Below are 18,556 nucleotides of genomic sequence, written 5' to 3'. Positions count from 1 at the left end.
CCGCGCGGTGTGGGCACTGCTTGAAGACTGTCGCTTGAGTTCGGCAAGCAGGCTCATGCGCTACTCGCAGACGTATTCGCGTGGCGCCACCCGTTTGCACAGGTCCGGCGGGCCGTACTTCTCCCATAACTCGATGAAGCCCATCGTCTTCAGCAACGCGGGGAACTCCGGCAGCGCGCGTAGCGGTTTGCCGGCCGGGCTCCACATCAGCGCGAAGAAATCGCTGTTGTCGGTGCCTTGCGTGGTGCGCAGCAGTTCCAGCGCGCGGCTCGGTTGGCCAAGCTTGATCAGGGTCAGCGGAATTTGTCCGGGCACCTGCTTGTGCGGCTTGGACAGGAACGTATCGAGCACCGCCAGGGCGCGTTGCCGCGCGGAGGCATCGCCGAACATTCCCTCTGCAAGCACTTCCGTGCTGCCTGACGGTAGCGCGCGCAACAAGTTACGCGACCCTTCGGGCCAGATCCGGATCGCCGTGGCGGCATCGCCGCGATCGAAAGCGATCTCGGCCAGCTCGCGGTTGGCCAGTGGCAGGCCGGCCGATCTCGCCTGCTTGAGGTATTGCTCAGCGCGCTCGATGTCACCCGCGTAGCGGTACATGTTGCCGCGCCAGCGCACCACGTTCGGCATCATCGGGTCGACCGCCAGCGCGTGGTCGAGCAGGGCGACGCCGCGTTCGTGGTAGCCGGTCATGATCAAGCTCAGGCCGTACCAGAAGTTGCTGGTGACATCGTCCGGATCGATCTGCAGCGCGCGATCGAAGGCCTCGCGTTGCTTGAGATAGCCGCCGCGCAGCTTGCCGTAGGACAGGCCCATGGCGGCGTACGGCTCGGCCAAGGTCGGATCGAGCGCCAGCGCTTCGCGCGCGTGCTCCAGCACATCGGCATGTGCCTGCGACAGATCGATGTCGCTGTAGGAACTCGTGACGACGGTCAGCGCCGCCAGGCGCGAATAGGCGCGGGCGAATTTCGGATCGAGTTTGATTGCCTGGTGCAGATCGGCAAGGGCGTCGGGGAAGCGCGGATAATCGCGCCGGTCGAAGATGGCGGTGGCCTGCAGGTACAGCGAGTAGGCGTCCGGGTTGCTCGTCGCGACCGGGACCAGGCGCGCACGCTGCTCGCCTTCCAGCACCACTTGCAGCTGGTCGGTGATCGCGCGCGCGATGTTCTCCTGCAGTTGGAAGACATCGCTAAGGTCGCCATCGTAGGCATGCGACCACATGTGGGTGCCATCCGATGCCTGGATCAGTTGCGCGGTGATGCGCACCTTGTCACCTTGCTTGCGCACCGAGCCTTCCAGGATGTGGGCTACACCGAGCGTTCTACCGATCTCACGCAGGTCCTCGTTACGACCTTTGAAATGGAACGACGACGTGCGACCGGCGACTTTCAGATCCTTCACCTGCGCGAGCGCGTTGAGGATTTCCTCGGCCATGCCGTCGGAAAAATATTCCTGGTCGCGATTGGGGCTGAGGTCGGTGAAGGGCAACACGGCGATGGACTTGCTCACCGTCGCAGGCACTGGTTTCGCGGCCGAAGCCGCCGCCGAGGCGACCATCACTGCGGCACGACGCGGTGCGAGCACGAATTTGTCGAAGCCGAAGTAGGCCAGCGCGAGCGCCAGCAGGACCAGGATCATCCGCTCCATGCGCCGCGCCGTCTGTGGCGCAATGGATTCCTCCGGCTTCACGTCGGCATCGCGTTTCAAGCCTTCCGGCGTCAACTCGAACACCCAGGCGAAGATCAACGCGGGCAGGGCGCCCAGCGCCAGCAGAACCACGATGCTCCGCGGCAACCACCCGGGCGCTCCGAACATCGGCAGCACCGTGCCCGCCACCTGCACGATCAGCCACGCACCGACCAGGTACAGCCCGGCCATGCGGATGACGTTGCGGCGCTTCAGTTCTGCGATCAGGGGCATGTTCGGTCCTGCTTCGCGCCAACCGTGGCGATGCGGCCCGATGCGTGAGCAATCCGATCGATCAACGCCCTTCCCCGGTTGAGTCCTGCCGGACTGATTCCAGCCACCCAGCCAAACGCCTAAAGCACGGATGTGCGGTCAGTCCGAGTGGATCGCTTGGTTGGGGGGGCGGTCAATCCAGGAACTGCAGCTTCGCCAGCTCCGCGTACAGCCCATCCTGGGCCATGAGTGCGTCGTGGGTGCCTTCGGCGATGATGCGGCCGCGATCCATGACGACGATGCGGTCGGCCTTGAGCACCGTGGCGAGGCGATGGGCGATGACCAGGGTGGTGCGGCCCTGCATCAGGTTTTCGAGCGCATGCTGCACCGCGCGTTCGCTCTGCGCGTCGAGCGCGGAGGTGGCTTCGTCCAGCAACAGGATCGGCGCATTCTTGAGCAGGGCACGCGCGATCACCACGCGTTGTTGCTGACCGCCGGACAACCGCGCACCGCGTTCGCCGAGTTCGCTGGCGTAGCCATCGGGCAGTTCCGACAGGAATTCATGCGCCTCGGCCGATTTCGACGCGGCGATGAGCTCCCCATCGCTGGCGCCGAGGCGGCCATAGCGAATGTTGTCGGCGGCGGTGGTGGCGAAGATGGTCGGCGACTGCGGGACCAGGGCGATGTGTTCGCGCAATGCGGCCGGATCGAGTTCGCGCACGTCGACGTCGTCGACGCGCACGTGGCCGGACTGCGGATCGTGGAAGCGCAGCAGCAACGAGAACACCGTGCTCTTGCCCGCACCGGAGGGGCCGACCAGCGCCACGGTTTCGCCGGGCCGTACGTGCAGCGTGAAGCCATCCAGCGCAGCTGCATCCGGACGCGACGGGTAACGGAAGACGACGTCATCGAAATGCAATTCGCCACGCAGTGGTTGCGGCAGCGCAGCGGGTCGTGCGGGGCCGACGACGTGGGCGCGTTCGTCCAACAGTTCGCTGATCCGTCCCATGCCGCCAGCAGCGCGTTGCAACTCGTTCCACACTTCCGCCAGCGCGCCAACCGATCCGCCACCGAACAAGGCGTACAGCACGAACTGGCCCAAGGTGCCGGCGCTGAGACGACCGGCGATCACATCGTGCGCGCCAGACCACAGCACGATGGTGATCGCGCCAAAAATCGCAGTGATGGCAACCGCGGTGACGATCGCCTGCACGCCGATGCGCTTGCGTGCAGTGGCGACTGCGCGCGCGACCGCGTCGCCAAAGCGACCGCGTTCGTAGGGCTCGCGTGCGTGCGCCTGCACAGTGCGGACCGCGCCGAGCACTTCGCTGGCGAGCGCATTGGCGTCGGCCACGCGATCCTGGCTCTGTCGCGAGATCTTCTGCAACCGGCGTCCGCCCATCACGATCGGCAGCACGAACAACGGAATCCCGACCAGCGCGTAAGCGGCCAGGCGCGGACTGGTCACGACCAGCATGACGATGCTGCCCAGCACCATCAGGAAGCTGCGCAGCGCCACCGACATGCTCGAACCGACCACGCTTCTCAGCAGCTCGGTATCGGCGCTCAGGCGCGACACCAGTTCGCCGCTGCGGGTGCGCTCGAAGAACGCCTGGTCGAGCGCGAGCAGGTGGCCGTACAGGCGTTGTCGCAGGTCGGCAACGACGCGCTCGCCCAGCAGAGAGACGAAATAGAACCGCGCCGCGGTCGCCAGTGCCAAGGCAACGGTGACCAGGAACAGCAGCATGAAGGCCGCGTCGACGTTGCCTGCACTGCTGAAACCATGGTCGATCATCCTGCGCACCGCCAGCGGCAGGCTCAGCGTCGCGGTCGACGAGGCGGCAAGCGCGATCAGCCAGGCGATGAACAGGCCGCGCTGGCGCTGCACGAACGGCCACAACGCGCGCAGGCTACTGAGGGGGGCTTTGGTCTGGCTCGGATCGGGAGCGTCGGGCATCAGGCATTGTCGTCGAAGCGCACCCGGTTACGGGTGGCGTCGCGCAGCTGCAGTTTCAAGCCTTCGACGCGATCGGCGGGCAAACGCACGCGCAGGCGCAGGCCTTCGGCAGTGAAGGATTCGTCGAGCTTGTCGCCGCCATGCGCGGCGAGTGCAGCATGCAAGGCACCGATATCGTCGAAGCCGGCACGCAGTTCCAATTCACGCATGGCGATCAACGGCCGGCGAGGCGCCGTACGCAGGCATTCGGCAGCAGCGCCCCCGTAGGCACGCACCAGGCCGCCTGCGCCGAGCTTGACACCGCCAAACCAGCGTGTGACCACGACCATCACCTGATCGAATCCCTGGCCGTCGATGGCGGCGAGGATCGGGCGTCCGGCAGTGCCTGCGGGTTCGCCATCGTCGCTCGAACGGTATTCGCCACCGATCCGGTAAGCCCAGCAGTTGTGCGTCGCCGCGTCGTCCGCGACCTGCGCGAGGAAGGCGAGGGCAGCTTCAGGCGTGGTCGCTGGCGCGGCCTGTGCGAGGAAGCGGCTGTGCTTGACCTCGATGGCGTGCGAGACGGGTGCGGCGAGCGTGTCGCTCATTCCGCCAGCGCACGCAGATCTTCGGGCAGGGTGTGCGCGGGGTAACGATGACGGAACTCGCGCAGGCTGGCGCGCGCTTCGTCGGTCTTGCCGGCTTCTGCGAGTTCGCGGATGCGCTGCAGCCAGGCCTCGCGCACCTGTGGGCTGTCCGCGGTGGCGGGCGGAACGACTTCCTCGTCGGCTTCGAAGGTATCCATTGCTGCATCGGCTGCGACGTTTTTTTGCCGGGCGAAGCCCTGCGCGTTGTGGCTTTCGCGGGCAGCGGCAGGCGCGGCCAGTCCTGGCGCCGCAGTCGTCGCGGCAGAGGCGGGGGGCGGTGCAGGGGGTGCAGGTACCGCGACGGGTGTCGGCTCGTCGAACACTACCGCCGTTTCCTCAGGAGGAGGAGCGACCGGCTGCGGAAACGCCTGCGGCTCGGCTTTGGCGGCAGTGCCAGCCGCTGCGGATTCGACAGGGGGAACGCCGCGCTGGAGGACCTTCCGCGCTCTGCGTGCTTCGACTTGGGCGGCCGGAGGCTTGCTGAAGTCCGCCGAAGGCAACTCGACCTTGGGTTGAGCCGCCGTGTCGGCGGCGCTCTCGGCCGTCATTCCGCTCGATTCCGCCTGCACCGACGCTGCGCTGGCCGCTTCGTCGTACACCGTGGCTTCCGGCAACGGCCGCAACTGCCAAGCGATGCCGACCGCCAGCGCCAGCGAGGCGGCGATGCCGAACGCGACTGGCCAGCGCGGGGTCCGCTTGCGTGCCGGCGTCGTCGCGGCGTGCGCGGCGGCGAGGATGCGCGCATCCAGCGCCGGCGAGGGCTCGCCATGCGGGCCGAGTCGCGCCAGGCGCTGTGCCAGCACGCGCTCTTCAGGCGTCAGCGGTTCGTCGTGGATGTTCATTCGTGCAACCTGGTGCGCAGCTTGTCCATCGCGTAGCGCAATCGCGATTTCACCGTTTCGCGACCGACGCCGGTGATGGCGCCGATCTCCTCCAGCGTCAGTTCCTGCTCCAGCCTGAGCAGCAGGACCTCGCGCTGTTCCTCCGGCAGTTCATCGAGGGCGAGTTGCAGCCGTCGGCGTTGTTCGAATTCCGACAGGTTGCGCTCGGGGGTGTCGGGATCGGGTATACGGGCGGCGCGCTCGTCGCCGTCCTCGGGTACGGGCGGGCGGTATTTCAATGCCCGCCAGTGATCGGTGAGGCGATTGTGGGCGATCCGGTACAGCCAGGTACCGAATGGGGCGTCCGGCACCCAGCCGGCGCGGGCGGCGATCACCTTCTGCCACACGTCCTGGAACAGCTCGTCGGCCAATGCCCCGTCGCGCAGATGCCGCAGCAGGAACCGGTACAGCCGGAGGCGGTGGCGCGCATACAGCTGCTCGAAAGCGGCAGTCTCACCGGCCGCCCAAGCCAGCATCAGGCGCTCATCGCTGGCTTCGGCGCTGTCGTTCATGCCGAGCAGGGTAAGGGCTGGCGCGGGCGGCGGGAAGCCGGGACCGGCCATCGGGTAGGGTTGGCAGAGGAGCATGTCCTTACCAACGGTCGGATCGAGGGGGTGGGGTTGCCGGAGCAGGACACCAAACCACGTTATCCTGCCGATATGAGGGGTAAGGCATCCGCGCGCAGCCTCGGAGAGGCAGGCACCGACACGCCAACGGCGGATTCCGCTGGTTCGGCGCTGGCGGCCGCACAAGCGCGCATCGCTTCGCTGCAGAAATCCGAGCGTTTGCAGCAGGCGTTGTTCGAGATCGCGGACCTCGCCGGTTCCGACCTCGAGATGCAGGACATGCTGCGCCGTATCCACGCCGTGGTCGGCGGGCTGATGTATGCCGAGAACTGCTACATCGTCCAGTACGACAGCGAGCGCCGCAGCGTGCGCTTCCTGTACTTCGCCGACAGCAGTGACCCCTACGTCGCCGATCCCGAGCATGAGATCCCCGAAGATGAGCTGCCCAACAGCCTGACCATCGCGCTGCTGCATCACGGCGCACCGCTGCGCGGGCCGTCCGAGGTAATCCGCGAGACGCTCGGCGTGCCGCGCGACTCCAGCCACGGCCCGGACAGCGAGGACTGGCTCGGCGTGCCGATGCACCGCGACGGCAGGGTTTGCGGCGCGATCGTGGTGCAGAGTTACAACCGCCAGGTCGGCTACAGCGACGAGGATCGCGCGCTGCTGGCTTATGTCGCCCAGCACATCCTCACCGCGCTCGACCGCAAGCACGCGCGCGCCGAACTCGAGCAACGCGTCGAGGAACGCACACGCGAATTGCAGCAGGCGAACCGGGAACTGCAAGCGGAGATCGTCGAACGCCAGCGCGCCGAGCGTTTGCAGCGCGCGTTGTTCCGGATCGCGGAACTGTCGATCACCAGCGAAAGCCTCGAGCGTTTCTACGCGGAGGTCCACGACATCGTCGGCGACCTGCTGTACGCGCGGAATTTCTACATCGCGCTGCTCGCAGGCGAGAGCGACATGATCGAGTTCGCCTATTCCGTCGACGAGCGCGACGCAAAGCGCGTGCCGCGCAAGGTCGGCCACGGCCTGACCGAATACGTCCTTCGCACCGGCAAGCCCCTGTTGGCCGACCGGGCCCGGATCGAGGCGCTCGCAGCGGAAGGCGAGGTGCAAATCATCGGCACGCGCTCCAACTCCTGGTTGGGCGTCCCACTGCTCCGCGAAGAAGCCGTGGTGGGCGTGATCACCGTGCAGAGCTACTCGCCGGCCATCACCTTCAGCAAGCGCGACCAGGAACTGTTGACCTTCGTCGCGTACCACATCGGCAGTGGCCTGGCGCGCAAACAGGCGCAGGAACGGCTCAAGGGCGCCCATGTCGAACTCGAGCGGCGGGTCGAGGAACGTACCCGCGAACTTGCCGCCGCGAACGACGAGCTGCTGTCGCAGATCGGCGAACGCGTGCGCGCCGAACGCCGCCTCACCCACCAGGCCCAGCACGACGCCCTGACCGGACTGCCCAATCGCAGCCAGTTGCTCGAACGCCTCGGCGCAGCGATCGCGCGTGCGCGCCACGGCGGCGAGAAGAAGACGTTTGCTGTGCTGTTCCTCGATCTCGACCGCTTCAAGCTGGTCAACGACAGCGTCGGCCACGCCGTTGGCGACGAATTGCTGATCGAGACGGGGCGCCGCATCGTGGCCACGGTGCGCTCCGAAGACATGGTGGCCCGACTCGGCGGCGACGAATTCGCCATCCTGGTCGAATCGATCGATGGCCTGCCGATGGCCGAGGAGCTCGCCAACCGCATCCTGGGCGCCCTCGGTGCACCGGTGTGGGTGGCCGGACGCGAATTGTTCCCGACCGCCAGCATCGGTATCGCGCTATGGCTGCCGCGTTACCGCAGCGGCGAGGAAATGTTGCGCGATGCCGACGCGGCGATGTATCGCGCCAAAGGGGCCGGCCGCGATCGTTGCATCGTGTTCGACGAAGTGATGCGCGAGGAAGCCACGCGCATCCTCGACCTCGAGGCCGACCTGCGCCGCGCGATCAACAACGACGCATTCGAGCCCCACTACCAGCCGATCATCCACATCACTGATGGCACCGTCGTCGGCCATGAGGCGTTGCTGCGGTGGCGCCACGAGCGCCGCGGTTTGCTCGCGCCGGGCGAGTTCATCAACGTCGGCGAGGACAGCGGCCTGATCGAGCAGGTCGACTGGCTACTCTATGCACGGGTGATCTCCGACATGGCGCGTCGCGACACCGGCTACGTCTCGATCAACGTTTCGCCGCGGCATTTCCGTTCCGCCGATTTCGCCGATCGCCTGCTCGGCTTGCTCGAAGCCGAAGGCATGGATCCGGCGCGATTGCGCATCGAGATCACTGAAGTCGCCCTGCTCGACGACGCCCCGCGCGCGCTGCGCACCCTGCGCGTGCTGCGCCAGCAGGGTGTGCTGGCGCAACTCGACGATTTCGGCACCGGTTTCTCGGCGTTGTCGTACCTGCACCATTTCCCGATCGAATGCCTGAAGATCGATCGCAGCTTCATCGCCGGCCTCGGCGGATCGCAGCCTGAAAGCGTGGCGGTGATCCGCGCGATCCTTGCGCTTGCCGTGACACTGGGCATCGAGACCATCGCAGAAGGCGTCGAAACCGAAGCGCAGCGTGATGCACTGGTGCAACTCGGTTGCGTGTATGGCCAGGGCTTCCTGTTCGGCCGGCCGGCGGCGCTGACGCAGTTCGATTGACCGACTTTGTCGGGTGGAGTGCCCACCCGACGTTGTTTGCAGAACCTGCTCGGCCCGCACCTACTCGGCCCGCACCTACTCGGCAATCGTCGTCACCGCTGCATCGCCATCGGCTGCCGTGGTTTGCCGTGCCTTTGCGATGAGCTCGCGCAGTTCTGCACGCAGGCCCCATCGATCGTTATCGGCGCTGCCCGCAGCAGCGGCAATCTCATTCCAGTTCCAGCCTTCCAGGTGCGTGCCGCCACGCAGCGCATCGGCGAAAGCGGCCACGGCCGCGGCGAAGCGCAACGTGGCGCTCGGCTGGGCGCGCAGCTGCGTGCGCTGGATCGGGGTCTCGATCAGACGGCTCGCGTCTTCGCCAGGGCGCTTGTAACGCAGGCGCAGGTGGGCGAGTTCGCCGGTCCTGGCAATCGTCGCGACGGATTTGCCGTTGCCGTAACGCAGCGGCGGCAGGCGTCGTGCGCCGGAACCGACCGGAGTGATTTCGTACAGGGCCGTCACTTCGTGGCCTGCACCGATGTCGCCGGCATCGACCTTGTCGTTGGCGAAGTCCTCGCGCTGCAGTACCCGGTTTTCGTAGCCGATCAGACGATATTCGGCGACCGCGGCAGGATTGAATTCGATCTGGATCTTGACGTCGCGGGCGATGGTCAGCAGCGTCGACTGCATTTCCTCGACCAGCACCTTGCGGCCTTCCTGCAAGGTATCGATGTACGCATGGTTGCCGTCGCCGACATCGGCCAGCTTCTCCGCCAGCGCATCGTTGTAGTTGCCCTGGCCGAAGCCGAGCGTGGTCAACGCGACGCCGCTCTTGCGCTGGTCGGATACCAGCGTTTCCAGTGCGCCCTGGTCGATGGTGCCGACGTTGAAATCGCCGTCGGTGGCGAGGATCACACGGTTGACGCCATTCTTCACGTAGGCCTGCTTCGCCATCGCGTAGGCGAGGCGGATGCCGTCGCCGCCGTTGGTGCTGCCACCGGCGGCGAGCCGGTCGAGCGCGGCGAGGATCGTTTCATGCTGATCGCCCGGCGTCGGCGACAGCACCAATCCCGCGCTGCCGGCATAGACGACGATTGACACCCGGTCTTGCGCGCGCAGCTGCGGCACCAGTTGGGCGAAGGACTGCTTGAGCAGCGGCAACTTGTCGGGTGAATCCATCGAGCCCGAAGTGTCGATCAGGAACACCAGGTTCGACGGCGGCAGCGTCGCCTTCGGCACGTCATAACCCTTGATCCCGATCATCAGCAGCTGGCGTTTCGCGTTCCATGGCGCCGGCGCGAGCTCGGTCGTGACCCGGAACGGCACGTCCTTCGTCACCGGCGCGGGGTGGCCGTAATCAAAGTAGTTGATGAACTCCTCGGCACGCACGGCATCCGCGGGTGGGCGCGTGCCGTCGCGCAGCATCCGGCGCACGTTGGCGTAGCTGCCGGTATCGACATCGATGGAAAAGGTCGATACCGGCTGCTCGCTGGCGCGATGGACCGGGTTGTCGTCGTGCTGCGCGTATTTCTCGGTGTTGGCGGGCTGCTGGTAGCCGTCGTTGGCCTGGCGCGCGCGCGCGTAGCCCATCGAGGCCGGCGCGGCCATTTTCATCTGTGCGGGAGGTGGCGGGGTTGCGAACTGTGCTGCCGCCATGTCCATGACGGCTGGTTCCGCAGGCGCGATTCCGGATGCGATCGCAGACGGATCGGCTTCCTCATTGGCGCTGGCGACAGTTTCCTTCGTAGTGCTGCAGCCGCCCAGCGCGAGCGCGCAGAGCAGGGCGGTGGCGAGGACTGCGGTGGTCTGGGTCGTGCTGGTCTGGGCATGGCGTGGCATGGGGCATCTCCCGTGGTGGACGGGAGGGGGAACGCACCGCCTGTGCCGATGGGGTTACGCGGAGTCTCGGATCACCAGCAGCCGTTGCTCGGTCATATCCTCGATCGCATAACGGACGCCTTCACGGCCCAGGCCGGAATGCTTCACGCCGCCATAGGGCATGTTGTCGACGCGGAAGCTGGGGACGTCGCCGACGATCACGCCGCCGACATCGAGCCGGTCCCAGGCGCGCATCGCGTGTGTGAGGTTGCCGGTGAACACGCCGGCCTGGAGGCCGAAGTCGCTGTCGTTGGCGCGCGCGATGACGTCGTCGAAATCGTCGAACGCTTCCAGCGTTGCGACTGGGCCGAAGGCTTCCTTGCGGTAGAGATCGCAGGTACGCGGCACGTTTTCCAGCAACGCTGCCGGCAGCATGTTGCCGGCGCGCTTGCCGCCGGCGATCTGCTTCGCGCCGCCCTTGACCGCATCGGCGATCCACTGCTCGATGCGCCTGGCGGAGGCTTCGTCGATCACGGGGCCGATGAACACGTTCTCATCGCGCGGATCGCCCATGCGCAGCTTGCCGACTGCGGCCTTCAGTTTCTTGCGTAGCTTGTCGTAGATATCAGCGTGCGCGTAGATGCGCTGCACGCTGATGCAGCTCTGGCCGCTCTGGTAATAGGCGCCGAACACCAGGCGTTCGACCACGTGGTCGAGCGGCGCGCCCGGATCGGCATCGATGATGCACGCGGCGTTGCCGCCGAGTTCCAGCGTGACTTTCTTGCGCCCGGCGCGAGCCTTCAGGTCCCAGCCGATCAGGCCGCCGGTGAAGCTCAGCAATGCGATGCGCTCGTCCTCGACCAGCAGGCCGGCGTCTTCGTTGGAGCAGGGCAGGATGGAGAACGCGCCCTTCGGCAGGTCGGTTTCGGCCAGCACTTCGCCGATGATCAATGCACCGATCGGCGTGCGCTCCGCCGGTTTCAGCACGAACGGACAACCAGCGGCGAGTGCCGGCGCGACCTTGTGCGCCACCAGGTTGAGCGGGAAATTGAATGGGGTAATGAAGGCGCAGGCGCCGATCGGCACGCGCTTGACCATGCCGCGGTAGCCGCGCGTGCGTTTGGAGATCTGCAGCTCGATGATCTCGCCGTCGATGCGGGTGGCTTCGCCGGCCGCGATGCGGAACGTGTCGATCAACCGGGTGACTTCGCCGCGCGCATCCTTGATTGGTTTGCCGGCTTCGATGCACAGCGCCAGGGCCAGTTCTTCCTGGCGCTCGGTGAAGCGGCGCACGCAGTGTTCGAGCACGTCGCGACGCGCGTCCGGGGTGAATGCCGCCATGGCTTCGCGCGCCTTGTACGCTGCCACGATCGCCTTGCGCACGGTGGCCGCATCGGCGAAGGCCACGCGGGTGGCGCGCTTGCCGGAATACTTGTCCAGTACCTCGAGGTCGGTATTGGCCGCGACCGGTTTGTTGGCGAGGTAGTAGGGGTAGCGCTTGTTCAGCATTGCAGGCTCCTTTGCCATAGCGTCCTCCATGTGATGTTAAATCGCGGCATCGCCTTGTGATCGCGGCATCCCTGTGTAGGAACGGCTTACAGCCGCGAGCTCTAGCTGCCGATGTCGAAAAGCTCGCGGCTGTAAGCCGCTCCTACAAAAACTACGACTTGCCTTCTACCCGTACGCGCAAGTGGCCATCGCTCACGCGCGCGTCAAGTGCATCGCCAATCGCAGCTTGTTCAACGCTGCGCACGATGCGGCCATCCGCGTGCTGCAGGATGCTGTAACCACGCGCCACCGTCGCCAGCGGACTCACCGCCTCGAGCGAGCGCGCCAAGCCGCGCAGATGCAGCGCGTCGTGTTGCAGGCGCCACGCGATCGCCGCCTGCGGGCGCGCCGACACGCCGGCAAGGCGCTCGCGCAGGCGCGCCAGCCGGCGTTGCGGGTGCGTCGCACGCAGCACCGCGTCGGCATGGCGCAGGCGTGCGCGTTCGCGCAGGAGTCGCTGCCGCCACGCCGCAGTCAGGCGGCGCAACGCTTCGGCCTGGCGCCGGCACAACAGGTCCAGTCGTGCACGCGGCCGCATGGCCTGCAATCGCAATGCCGCGCGATCGGCGCGTTGCATCGCCTGTCGCAATCGCTGCGTTTGCAGGTTTACCAGGCGCGTATCGAGCGCGCGCAGGCGACGGCGCAGGTCGTCGCGATGCGGCACCAGCAGCTCGGCCGCCACCGACGGCGTCGGCGCGCGCAGGTCGGCGGCGAAATCGCTGAGGCTGAAGTCGGTTTCGTGCCCGATGGCCGAAACCACCGGCATCGGCGCCGCAGCGATCGCACGCACCAGCGCTTCGTCGTTGAACGCCCACAGGTCCTCCAGCGAACCACCGCCACGCGCAAGTAGCAGCGCGTCGTAGCGACCAGAACGTATCGCGCGTTGCAGCATCCTCGCGATCTGCGCCGCAGCGGTCGCGCCTTGCACCGGTACCGGCAACACGTCGACGTCGACGAGCGGGAAGCGCCGCGCCAGCACGCTGAGCACGTCGCGCACCGCCGCACCGCTGGGCGAGGTCAGCACACCGAGCCGGCGTACGTACGCTGGCAGTGGTCGCTTGCGTGCGGTCTCGAACAGACCTTCCGCGGTCAACCTGGCCTTTAATTCTTCGAACGCGCGCCGCAGCGCACCTTCGCCGGCTTCCTCCAGCGAATCCAGCACCAGCTGGCAATCGCCGCGCGCTTCGTACAAGGTCAGCCGGCCGCGCGCGAGCACGCGCAGGCCCTCGCGCGGCACGAAATTCAGCCACTGGCTCTTCGGCTTGAACAGCGCGCACCGCACCTGCGCACGCGCGTCCTTGAGGGTGAAGTACAGGTGGCCGGAGCCCGGCCGCGTCAGGTTGCCGAGTTCGCCTTCGACCCAGACCAGCGGGAAGGCGCCTTCCAGCAGGTCGCGCGCCAGCGTGTTCAGCTGGCTGGGGGTCAGGATGTCCCGCTGCGGGGGTGTGTAGGCGGCATCGGTCGGCACCGCGCCAGACTAAACTATGCGCATGACCAAGCACGAACTTCCCTGCGCCAGCCTGATTCCTGAAGACAGGTTCGGACCCGCACCGCGCCGCGCGACGCGCCAGGTGCGCATCGGCAATGTCGTGGTCGGCGGCGATGCGCCCGTCGTGGTGCAGTCGATGACCAACACCGACACCGCCGATGTCGCCGCGACCACCAAGCAGGTCGCCGAGCTGTGGCGTGCGGGTTCCGAAATGGTGCGGATCACGGTCAACACGCCGGAAGCCGCAAGCGCAGTGCCGAAGATCGTTGACCGCCTGCTGATGATGGGTGTGGAGGTGCCGATCATCGGCGACTTCCACTACAACGGCCACCAGTTGCTGGCGAACGAACCGGCCTGCGCCGAAGCGCTGGCGAAATACCGGATCAATCCCGGCAACGTTGGCTTCGGCAAGAAGAAGGACCTCCAGTTCGCACAGCTGATTGAGTTCGCGATCAAGTACGGCAAACCGGTGCGTATCGGCGCCAATTGGGGCTCGCTCGATCAGGCATTGGCGACGCAGCTGATGGACGAGAACCATTTGCGCGCAGAGCCGTGGGAGGCAGCGCGCGTGCTGCGCGAAGCGCTGATCCGCTCCGCGCTCGATTCTGCACATCGTGCGCTCGAAATCGGTTTACCCGCCGATCGCATCGTGCTGTCGTGCAAGGTCAGCGGCGTGCAGGAACTGATCTCGGTGTACCGCGACCTCGCCACGCGTTCGGATTTCGCCCTGCATCTCGGCCTGACCGAAGCCGGCATCGGCAGCAAGGGCATCGTCGCTTCCTGTGCAGCGCTCGGCGTGCTGTTGCAGCAAGGCATCGGCGACACCATTCGTATCTCGCTGACGCCGGAGCCCGGTGCGCCGCGCACGCACGAAGTCGTGGTCGCGCAGGAATTGCTGCAGACGATGGGCCTGCGTGCGTTCACTCCGATGGTCACCGCCTGTCCGGGTTGCGGCCGCACCACCTCCGAGTTCTTCCAGGAATTGGCGAAGACTGTTCAAGAGCATGTCCGCGCCAAGATGCCGGAGTGGAAAATCAAGCACCCCGGCGCGGAAAACCTCACGCTGGCGGTGATGGGTTGCGTGGTCAACGGTCCGGGCGAATCGCGTCACGCCAACATCGGCATCTCGCTGCCCGGCACCGGCGAAGCACCGGCGGCGCCGGTATTCATCGACGGAGAGAAGAAGGTGACGTTGCGCGGCGAGAACATCGCTCGCGAATTCGTCGCGATCATCGACGATTACGTCGAGCGCAAGTACGACCGGCCCGTCGAAGCCGGCTGATGTCGAACCCGGCTGCTTCGAAGCAGGCTGATCCTGCCGCTGCCGTCCGCGCCGAGGCGCGTTTCGGCGCTGCGTTCCTGCGCAAGTACCGCTGGCGGTTGCTGCTGCTGTTCATCGGCCTGCTGCTGCCGCTGTGGGCTTTCGCCGAACTCGCCGACGAAGTGCGCGAGGCAGAGGCATTCCCGTTCGATGAGCCGATCCTGCGATTTGCGCACGCACTGGCCCGGGATGGCTTCGACCAGGCGTTCGTGCTGTTGTCCGCACTAGGCTACCAGTATGGCGTGGTGCCGTTCGACGCGCTGCTGGTGCTGGGCCTGGCGATCAGGCGCCGCATGCGCGAAGGCTTGTTCGCCGGTGTCGCCATCATCGGTTCGGCGTTGTTGAACCTCGCAGCGAAGCCTTCCTTTGCGCGGGCACGGCCGAGCCTGTGGGAATCGATCGCGCCGGAAACCACTTTCAGCTTTCCCAGCGGCCACGCCATGGGCTCGATGACGCTCGCCTGGGTCGTGGTGTTGCTGTGCTGGCACACCCGATGGCGTTTGCTGGTGACGCTCGCCGCGGCGATGTTCACGCTGCTGGTCGGACTGTCGCGCGTCTACCTCGGCGTGCATTACCCGTCCGACATCGTCGCCGGCTGGGCCGCGGCCTCGGTATGGGCGGTCGGCATCTATCTGCTGGTGTTCCGCGGCAGTTTGCGGCCGTGGCGACACGCACAGGCTGAGTGACTACTCGCCGGGCTTGGCTGCGGCGACCGGCGCTTCGCTGGCGTCGCGGCGCGCGAGCTGCGCCTCGCGGTGGGCGATGTAGGCATTCGCGGCGAAGATGATCACGGCACCGATGACGGTCCAACGGTCGAGCCGCTCGTCGAACAGCAGGTAGCCGAACAGCGCCACCACCACCAGTTGGACGAAGCTGATCGGGGTGAGCGCGGAGACATCGCCGAGCTTGATCGCGCGCGTCCACAGCAGATGGGCACTGGTGCCGAGCACGCCACTGGCGATCACCCACAACCATGCGATCCCGCTCGGCCATTCCCACACGAACAGCGCTGGCCCCAGCGACATCGGCACCCACAGCAACGTGGTCCACAACACGATGCGATCGGCGGGTTCGGTGCTGGAGAGCTGCTTGATCTGGATCGCGACGGCCGCGCTCAACACGGCGGCCAGCACCGCGACCAGGCTGCCGGTCGTGAAGCCTTCCGTACCCGGCCGCACGATCACCAGCATCCCGACGAAGCCGATGGTGACGGCGATCCAGCGCCGCGCACGCACCTGCTCGCCCAGCCACCACACCGCAGCGACGGTGACGAACAGCGGCGTCGAATACGACAGTGCGATCGCCTGCGCCAGCGGCAGGTTGCCGATCGCCCAGAAGCCGCAGAACATGCCGAGCACGCCGATCACGCTGCGGAACACATAACGCGGCAGGCGATCGGTCTTCAACAGCTCCGGACCATGCCGGATGAGCAGCGGCAAGGTTGCGATCAGGCCGAAGAAGTTGCGGAAGAACGCGACTTCGAAGGTGTGAAGCGAGCTGGAAGCGAGTCGGACCGCGACGGCCATCAGTGCGAACAGGATGGTGCCACCAAGCATCAGCAGCGCGGCGCGGGTGTGGCTATTCACGCACTTCACTCCAGGCTTGTTCTGCGCAATCAGCGGGGGTAAGGAGCAGGGCGATCACCACTGCGCGCCGATCACCCGTGGTTCCGGCTCCAGTGCGACGCCGAAACGTTCCTGCACCGAGGCCGCGATGCGTCGCGCGAGATCGAGGATCTGCATACCCGTCGCATGGCCATGGTTGACCAGTACCAGGGCGTGCGACGCCGCCACGCCGGCATCGCCATCGCGATGGCCTTTCCAGCCGCATTGGTCGATGAGCCACGCGGCCGACAGCTTGCGCGTGGTGTCGTCGTTGCCGCGGAACACCGGCAACTTCGGATGCGCGGCTTGCAGGGTCTCGGCCTGCGCGGCCGGCAGGATCGGATTCTTGAAGAAGCTACCGGCATTCCCGAGCACAGCCGGATCGGGCAGCTTGCGCTGGCGGATGCGGATCACGGCTTCGGCGACCTGCGAGGCGCGTACGCTGCCGATGTCGATGCCCATCGCCGCGAGTTCGTCCCCGAGGCCGGCGTAGTCGAGTTTCAGCGTCGGTGTGCGTGACAGCGCGAACTCCACCGCAGTGACGACGTAACGGTCGGGTTCGCGCTTGAACAGACTGTCGCGATACGCGAATGCGCAAGCCGTCGCGTCGAGGCGATGCAGTTCGCGGCTGCTGCGCTCGAAAGCTTCGACGCGGTGGATGCAGTCGCGGACCTCCGTGCCGTAAGCGCCGATGTTCTGGATCGGGGCGGCGCCGACCGTGCCGGGGATCAGGGCCAGGTTCTCCAGTCCGGCGAGACCGTGGCCGAGCGTCCACAACACCAGCGCATGCCATTCGACGCCGGCGTCGGCGCGGACGATGGCATGTTCCCCGTCGTCCTCGATAATCGAAATCTTCTGGCTGCCCAGTGCGAGCACCGCGCCTTCGGCATCGCCGGCGAACAACAGGTTGCTGCCGCCGCCAAGCACCAGCAGCGGGCCATCCCGTAGCAGTGCATAGCCGAACAATTCCGGCAGCGCCGCGGCATCGCTCACTTCCACCAGCATCGGCGCGCGCGCGGGCACGCCGAAAGTATTGCGGCCATCGAGCCGGGCGTTCTCGATCAGTCGGTACGTGCTTGTCATGAAGCAGTGTTTGTCATCGAGCAGCACCCGTCATAGGACGGGAATGGTGCCGCTGCTCGGCGATTCCTTGCGCCGGCGCATCGCATCGACGCATTCACCAATCAGTTCAGGGCCGCGATAGATCAATCCCGTGTAGATCTGCACCAGCGTGGCGCCGGCCGCGGTCTTGGTCACCGCATCGGCGCCGGAGAGGATGCCGCCGACGCCGATCATCGGGATCGTGTCAGGGAGGCGCGTGCATAGTTTGCGCAGCACGAACGTCGATCGGTCCATGAGCGGCCGGCCCGACAACCCGCCGGGTTCGTTCGCATGGCGCCCACCCTCGGCGCCGACGCCGACGCGCGACACCGTGGTGTTGGTGGCGATCACGCCATCGACGCCGAGATCGCCGAGCACGCGCGCGGCGGCATCGATGTCGTCGTCGGACAGGTCCGGCGCGATCTTCACCAGCATCGGCACGCGCTTGCGGTGCTGCGCGCCCAGGCGTTCCTGCGCCTCGCGCAACGTGCCGACCAGGCGGCGCAGCGCCTGTTCTTCCTGCAGCTCGCGCAGGCCGGCGGTGTTGGGCGAGGAGATGTTGACGGTGATGTAGTCGGCGAGCGGGTACACGCGCTCGAGGCAGTACAGGTAATCCAGCTCCGCCGAATCGTTCGGCGTGTCCTTGTTCTTGCCGATGTTGATGCCGAGCAAGCCGTGCTTGCGGCGTGCGCGCGAGACGTTCTTCACCAGCGCGTCGACGCCATCATTGTTGAAGCCGAGGCGGTTGATGATGGCATCGTGCCGGGGCAGCCGGAACATGCGCGGCTTCGGATTGCCGGCTTGCGGCTTTGGCGTGACCGTGCCGACTTCGATGAAGCCGAAGCCGAGCGCAAGCAATGCGTCGATGTGCGCGCCATTCTTGTCCAGCCCGGCAGCCAGGCCGACCGGATTGGGGAAATGCAGGCCGAAGGCGCGGGTAGGCAGCGGCTTCGGTGTGCCACCCAGCAGTGGATTCAGGCCGGTGCGATAGGCAGCCTCGAGCGCCGAGAGGCCGAGCGCATGTGCGCGCTCGGCATCCAGGCCGAACAGGAATGGGCGGGCGAGGCCGTACATGTCCT

14 protein-coding genes are annotated in these 18,556 nt (G+C 66.5%); 3 read left to right on the top strand and 11 right to left on the bottom strand.

The window, feature by feature from the left end:
• Positions 1–60: 60 nt before the first annotated feature.
• The 5 genes from MO486_RS05650 to MO486_RS05630 form a co-directional block, all read right to left on the bottom strand.
• The gene (locus MO486_RS05650; RefSeq protein ID WP_242905190.1) at positions 61–1,917 is read right to left on the bottom strand and encodes a tetratricopeptide repeat protein; all 1,857 of its coding nucleotides are present in this window, start codon (positions 1,915–1,917) and stop codon (positions 61–63) included.
• A gap of 172 nt (positions 1,918–2,089) precedes the next feature.
• Positions 2,090–3,853 (bottom strand): ABC transporter transmembrane domain-containing protein, encoded by a 1,764-nt coding sequence (locus MO486_RS05645; protein ID WP_242905189.1) that lies wholly within the window; start codon positions 3,851–3,853, stop codon positions 2,090–2,092.
• On the bottom strand, positions 3,853–4,440 hold the full coding sequence (locus MO486_RS05640; RefSeq protein WP_242905188.1) for a YigZ family protein: 588 nt from the start codon (positions 4,438–4,440) through the stop codon (positions 3,853–3,855). The genes MO486_RS05645 and MO486_RS05640 overlap by 1 nt, the downstream gene beginning before the upstream one ends.
• The gene (locus MO486_RS16440) at positions 4,437–5,321 is read right to left on the bottom strand and encodes a hypothetical protein (RefSeq protein ID WP_305037357.1); all 885 of its coding nucleotides are present in this window, start codon (positions 5,319–5,321) and stop codon (positions 4,437–4,439) included. The genes MO486_RS05640 and MO486_RS16440 overlap by 4 nt, the downstream gene beginning before the upstream one ends.
• A complete protein-coding gene (locus MO486_RS05630) occupies positions 5,318–5,872 on the bottom strand; it encodes an RNA polymerase sigma factor (RefSeq protein WP_242905187.1) in 555 nt (184 codons plus the stop codon). Before MO486_RS05630 ends, MO486_RS16440 begins: the two co-directional genes overlap by 4 nt.
• 147 nt (positions 5,873–6,019) lie before the next feature.
• On the opposite strand from MO486_RS05630, the gene MO486_RS05625 reads away from it, so the two are divergent.
• Entirely contained in the window at positions 6,020–8,617 is a 2,598-nt protein-coding gene (locus tag MO486_RS05625; protein ID WP_242905186.1) for an EAL domain-containing protein, read from the top strand.
• A gap of 75 nt (positions 8,618–8,692) precedes the next feature.
• On the opposite strand, the gene MO486_RS05620 is transcribed toward MO486_RS05625, so the two are convergent.
• The 3 genes from MO486_RS05620 to xseA form a co-directional block, all read right to left on the bottom strand.
• Positions 8,693–10,435 (bottom strand): VWA domain-containing protein, encoded by a 1,743-nt coding sequence (locus MO486_RS05620; protein ID WP_242905184.1) that lies wholly within the window; start codon positions 10,433–10,435, stop codon positions 8,693–8,695.
• Positions 10,436–10,489: 54 nt separating this feature from the next.
• Positions 10,490–11,923 carry an aldehyde dehydrogenase family protein gene (locus MO486_RS05615; RefSeq protein ID WP_242905182.1) on the bottom strand — a complete coding sequence of 478 codons (1,434 nt, stop codon included), beginning with the start codon at positions 11,921–11,923 and terminating at the stop codon, positions 10,490–10,492.
• Positions 11,924–12,074: 151 nt separating this feature from the next.
• Complete coding sequence (xseA, locus tag MO486_RS05610) at positions 12,075–13,430, bottom strand: exodeoxyribonuclease VII large subunit (protein ID WP_242905180.1); 1,356 nt, start codon at positions 13,428–13,430, stop codon at positions 12,075–12,077.
• 22 nt (positions 13,431–13,452) lie between these two features.
• Between xseA and ispG the strand changes: the two genes are divergently transcribed.
• Both ispG and MO486_RS05600 read left to right on the top strand, forming a co-directional pair.
• The gene (ispG, locus tag MO486_RS05605) at positions 13,453–14,733 is read left to right on the top strand and encodes a flavodoxin-dependent (E)-4-hydroxy-3-methylbut-2-enyl-diphosphate synthase (RefSeq protein ID WP_242905178.1); all 1,281 of its coding nucleotides are present in this window, start codon (positions 13,453–13,455) and stop codon (positions 14,731–14,733) included.
• Positions 14,733–15,458, top strand: a complete 726-nt coding sequence (locus tag MO486_RS05600; RefSeq protein ID WP_242905177.1) for a phosphatase PAP2 family protein — start codon at positions 14,733–14,735, stop codon at positions 15,456–15,458. Before ispG ends, MO486_RS05600 begins: the two co-directional genes overlap by 1 nt.
• Here MO486_RS05600 and MO486_RS05595 read toward each other — a convergent pair whose 3' ends face one another.
• Genes MO486_RS05595 through MO486_RS05585 form a run of 3 tightly spaced genes read right to left on the bottom strand, consistent with a single transcriptional unit; the run spans position 15,459 to position 18,551 of the window.
• The gene (locus MO486_RS05595) at positions 15,459–16,358 is read right to left on the bottom strand and encodes a DMT family transporter (RefSeq protein ID WP_345779197.1); all 900 of its coding nucleotides are present in this window, start codon (positions 16,356–16,358) and stop codon (positions 15,459–15,461) included. It abuts the gene before it with no gap.
• A gap of 54 nt (positions 16,359–16,412) precedes the next feature.
• Positions 16,413–17,459, bottom strand: a complete 1,047-nt coding sequence (gene murB, locus MO486_RS05590) for a UDP-N-acetylmuramate dehydrogenase (RefSeq protein ID WP_242905176.1) — start codon at positions 17,457–17,459, stop codon at positions 16,413–16,415.
• A gap of 30 nt (positions 17,460–17,489) precedes the next feature.
• Positions 17,490–18,551: a quinone-dependent dihydroorotate dehydrogenase gene (locus MO486_RS05585; RefSeq protein WP_242905175.1), complete on the bottom strand. Its 1,062-nt coding sequence runs from the start codon at positions 18,549–18,551 to the stop codon at positions 17,490–17,492.
• Positions 18,552–18,556 lie beyond the last annotated feature (5 nt).

It is taken from the genome of Lysobacter sp. CFH 32150 (assembly GCF_022758295.1).
Lineage (GTDB): Bacteria > Pseudomonadota > Gammaproteobacteria > Xanthomonadales > Xanthomonadaceae > CFH-32150.
This window is presented reverse-complemented; position numbering and strand designations above follow the sequence as displayed.